The sequence below is a fragment of the Pseudoalteromonas sp. S2893 genome, from assembly GCF_005887105.1.
GTDB lineage: Bacteria > Pseudomonadota > Gammaproteobacteria > Enterobacterales > Alteromonadaceae > Pseudoalteromonas > Pseudoalteromonas atlantica.
The window spans coordinates 1-217 of record NZ_PNCY01000111.1 but is presented as its reverse complement, the minus strand read 5'-3'; the positions used below and the strand labels follow the sequence as shown (position 1 = coordinate 217).

The 217-nt window shown below is 50.2% G+C and carries 1 pseudogene; it reads right to left on the bottom strand.

The features are described 5' to 3' along the window. Positions 1-203 (bottom strand): annotated as a pseudogene (locus CWC04_RS19335) (homoserine O-acetyltransferase/O-succinyltransferase family protein); the annotation flags it as partial. Positions 204-217: the final 14 nt, after the last annotated feature.

Below are 217 nucleotides of genomic sequence, written 5' to 3'. Positions count from 1 at the left end.
AACCAGTTCGAAAACAGCAAAAACGCATGGCTTTGCCACGGTTTTGACGGCTGTTTGCTTGCGTCGGTATCTGGAAAGTAGTTTGCGGGTTTTGGCGCTTCAGGGCGTTTTTGTTGATCGCGCGCGTACTCTGCTTTTACTGTGTCGGCAGCGTATTCTGGGTGGCCGGTTATAAACACTTGGCGGCCCGACTTATTTTTCATTCAGTAAGCGCCTA